The 2636-nt window shown below is 71.5% G+C and carries 3 protein-coding genes and 1 pseudogene; all 4 read right to left on the bottom strand.

Annotated elements, in window-relative coordinates:
* Positions 1-37: 37 nt before the first annotated feature.
* Positions 38-484 carry a DUF3307 domain-containing protein gene (locus tag Cco03nite_RS41810; protein WP_203699605.1) on the bottom strand — a complete coding sequence of 149 codons (447 nt, stop codon included), beginning with the start codon at positions 482-484 and terminating at the stop codon, positions 38-40.
* A gap of 1 nt (position 485) precedes the next feature.
* Complete coding sequence (locus tag Cco03nite_RS41805; RefSeq protein WP_203699604.1) at positions 486-1274, bottom strand: DNA cytosine methyltransferase; 789 nt, start codon at positions 1272-1274, stop codon at positions 486-488.
* Positions 1271-2182, bottom strand: coding sequence for a hypothetical protein (locus Cco03nite_RS41800; RefSeq protein ID WP_203699603.1), 912 nt, complete (start codon positions 2180-2182; stop codon positions 1271-1273). Before Cco03nite_RS41800 ends, Cco03nite_RS41805 begins: the two co-directional genes overlap by 4 nt.
* A gap of 2 nt (positions 2183-2184) precedes the next feature.
* Positions 2185-2636 (bottom strand): annotated as a pseudogene (locus tag Cco03nite_RS41795) (FtsK/SpoIIIE domain-containing protein); the annotation flags it as partial.

Here is a 2636-nt window from a genome sequence, read left to right as displayed (position 1 = left end):
TTTCGAGGTGTCGCAGCAGGTGAAGCGGGGCGTTGGGTCAGGCGATGATCAGCGCGGCGGCGAACAGGAACCCGATGTGCCAGGACTGGTCCAGGGCGTAGGCGCCGGTGCCCAAGCTCGGGTTGTCGTCGTGGCCGGGCCGGGGCGCGCCCAGGGCGTGGAAGCGGCCGGAGCCGAGCAGGTCGGCGATGCGCTTGAGCGGGGTGCGCCGGTCGGCGATGTAGTGGCTCACTGCAGACACCGCCAGTCCCACGGCCAGCGGAACCGGTCGCAGGTGCAGTCCGGTGACTACCGCGACCACGACCAGGGCGAGCAGCCCGGTGGCGGTGTAGGTGGTGACGTGGGCCAGGCAGGCGATACGGCCGGGCCAGCCGGGGCGGCCTTTGTGGTCGGCCTGGTGCTGGGTCTGCACCCAGTGGTCGGCGACCTGGTGCGCGGCGTACAGCCCGGCGAACGCGGCGGCGAACGATGCGGTGGTGTCCATGTCAGCGCCCCGTCCTGGCGATCGAGTCGGTGTGGTCGGCGAGGATCAGTCGGCCGATGTGCTCGACCAGGGCGGGCACGACGGCGTTGCCGAGGGCGTGCAAGCGGTCCAGTTGGCGGGGAATCCCATGAGCCAGTCGAGCCACGTCGGGTTGACGTGCCATCCAGTCATCCGCTGCCCGCCGGCGGTGATGTGCTGCCAGGCCAGGAAGTCCTCCAGCTGCGAGCGGTGAGCGCCGCTCTCGGCCCTGGCCCAGCAGATCCCGTTGGCTCCCATCGCGGCCCTGGGGGTGGGCCACGAGGATGAGCCGTTCACGCGGGTGCGGTGCGCCGAAGTCTGCCGCTGATAGCACTGCCCATTGCGCATCGAACCCGAGCGCGGCCAGGTCGGCGAGGATGATCCCGAAGGCGTGACGGTCGGCAAGCAGAGCTGGAACGTTCTCCATGAGCAGGTACCGGGGTCGAAGTACGCGAAGGGTGTCGACGACAGCCGGCCACAGCCACCGCTCGTCGTTGACGCCGCGTCGCTTGCCCTCGGTGGAGAAGGGCTGGCAGGGGGCACCGGCGCAGACCAGGACAGGGGAAGCGTGTCCGGTGCCGGTCCACGCCTGCGGGAACGTGTTGACGTCGTCATGGCGGGTCACCTCCGGGAAGTGGCGGGCGAGGACGGACCGGCAGAACGGGTTGATCTCGACCTGGTGAGTGATGGCGAATCCGGCGCGGGTCAGGCCGAGGCTGAACCCGCCGATCCCGGCGAACAGGTCCACCGCAGTCGGCGCGAACGTGTTCATCGGGCGACCTCCGGCAGCGGCGTGCCGTTGACGCCGGCGATGGAGGTGCGCGGGGCGGTCAGGCCGAGGGTGCGCATGATCTGGCCGGTGGTGTCGTTGCTGACCCGCAGGACCGCCCGCAGCTCATCGCGGGTGATCGGCCGACCGTTGGTCTGCTCGTGCTCGGTGGCGGCGGCGCGGGCGCGGTCGAGCAGGTCTGCCGGCAGCGGCGGGGCGGGCCAGTCGGTGACCGGTCGCCGGTCCAGGACGGGCACGTTGGTGATGGCCGGCGCGACCGCCCGTACCACGACAGCCGGAACGGCGGGCTCAGGACGGTCCTCAGCCACCAGGACGGCCGGGACGGCCGGGGGCGTTTGCGGGACGGCGGGGACGTGCGGGGAGCGTTCGTCCGGGACGGGAAGGGACGTCGGGGACGGCGCGGGGACGTCCTGGGGACGGCGACGGGCGTCCGGGACGGGCTCTGGTGTCGGGCTGGCGTCCTGGACGGGCGTGGAGGTGCGGTGGCCGATGACCAGCAGAGCCCCGGTGGCCATGATCATGAGGCCGTCGATGGCGAGGGGGCCGAGCGCGGAGACCAGGCGGTCCTCGCCGTAGTAGGTCAGCAGGGACGACAGGTGCCGGTAGGACACGACGCCGGCGACGAGGGCGACGGGGATCATGCCGCCGAAGCGCAGCACGGCCCACTGTCGGCCGAGCGGCCAGGCGACCCGGACCAGGATCTCGATCGCGACGAACAGGATCACGGGCCAGACGATCGAGCCGACGACCGCGCCGGGCATCGGCTGCCAGTCGGCCGGGGCACCGGCCGGGGGGATGTAGGAGTGGGCGACGTTGGCGGCCACGGAGATGACGCCGCCCAGCAGCGCGCCGAAGCGCGACCAGCCGCGACCACGAGTGTCGGTGTTCATGGTCAGTGCTCCTGTCCGGCGTGGGCGGGGGCGTAGTCGGCGACCAGAGCGGTGATGTCGGAGTCGGTCGGGTAGCCGATGCGGATGCGTTCGGGGTCGGCGTCGCCGTCGACCACGTAGCCCACACCCGGCATGGAGCGGGGGATGAGGTCGCACAGCGCGCCACGGTCGCGGGCGTTCTCACCGAGCACCAGGTCGACCTCGGCGGGTTCGACCATGCGCAGCCCGACCCGGATCGCGAACAGGTTGCGCAGCGGGACGACTTCCTTGCGGCCGTCCTGGACCAGGGCCACGACGTGGATACCTGCAGCGCGGCCCTTAGTGAGGATCAGCGCGAGCGCGGCTTTGACGCGGTCGGTGGTCTTCTTGTCGCCGTAGGCGGTCAGGGTCGCCAGCTCGTCGATCAGGATGATGCGCTTGGGCTCCTCGACCGTGGCGACGTGCTGGCGGGTTC

This window comes from Catellatospora coxensis (assembly GCF_016862635.1).
Classification (GTDB): Bacteria; Actinomycetota; Actinomycetes; order Mycobacteriales; family Micromonosporaceae; genus Catellatospora; species Catellatospora coxensis.
The sequence above is the reverse complement of the archived record's forward strand: the minus strand, read 5'-3'. Positions and strand labels throughout refer to the sequence as shown.

Excerpts from the sequence above, each read along its gene's own strand:
- Cco03nite_RS41810 (WP_203699605.1), bottom strand. The coding sequence starts at position 484 with ATGGACACCACCGCATCGTTCGCCGCCGCGTTCGCCGGGCTGTACGCC.
- Cco03nite_RS41805 (WP_203699604.1), bottom strand. The coding sequence starts at position 1,274 with ATGAACACGTTCGCGCCGACTGCGGTGGACCTGTTCGCCGGGATCGGC.
- Cco03nite_RS41800 (WP_203699603.1), bottom strand. The coding sequence starts at position 2,182 with ATGAACACCGACACTCGTGGTCGCGGCTGGTCGCGCTTCGGCGCGCTG.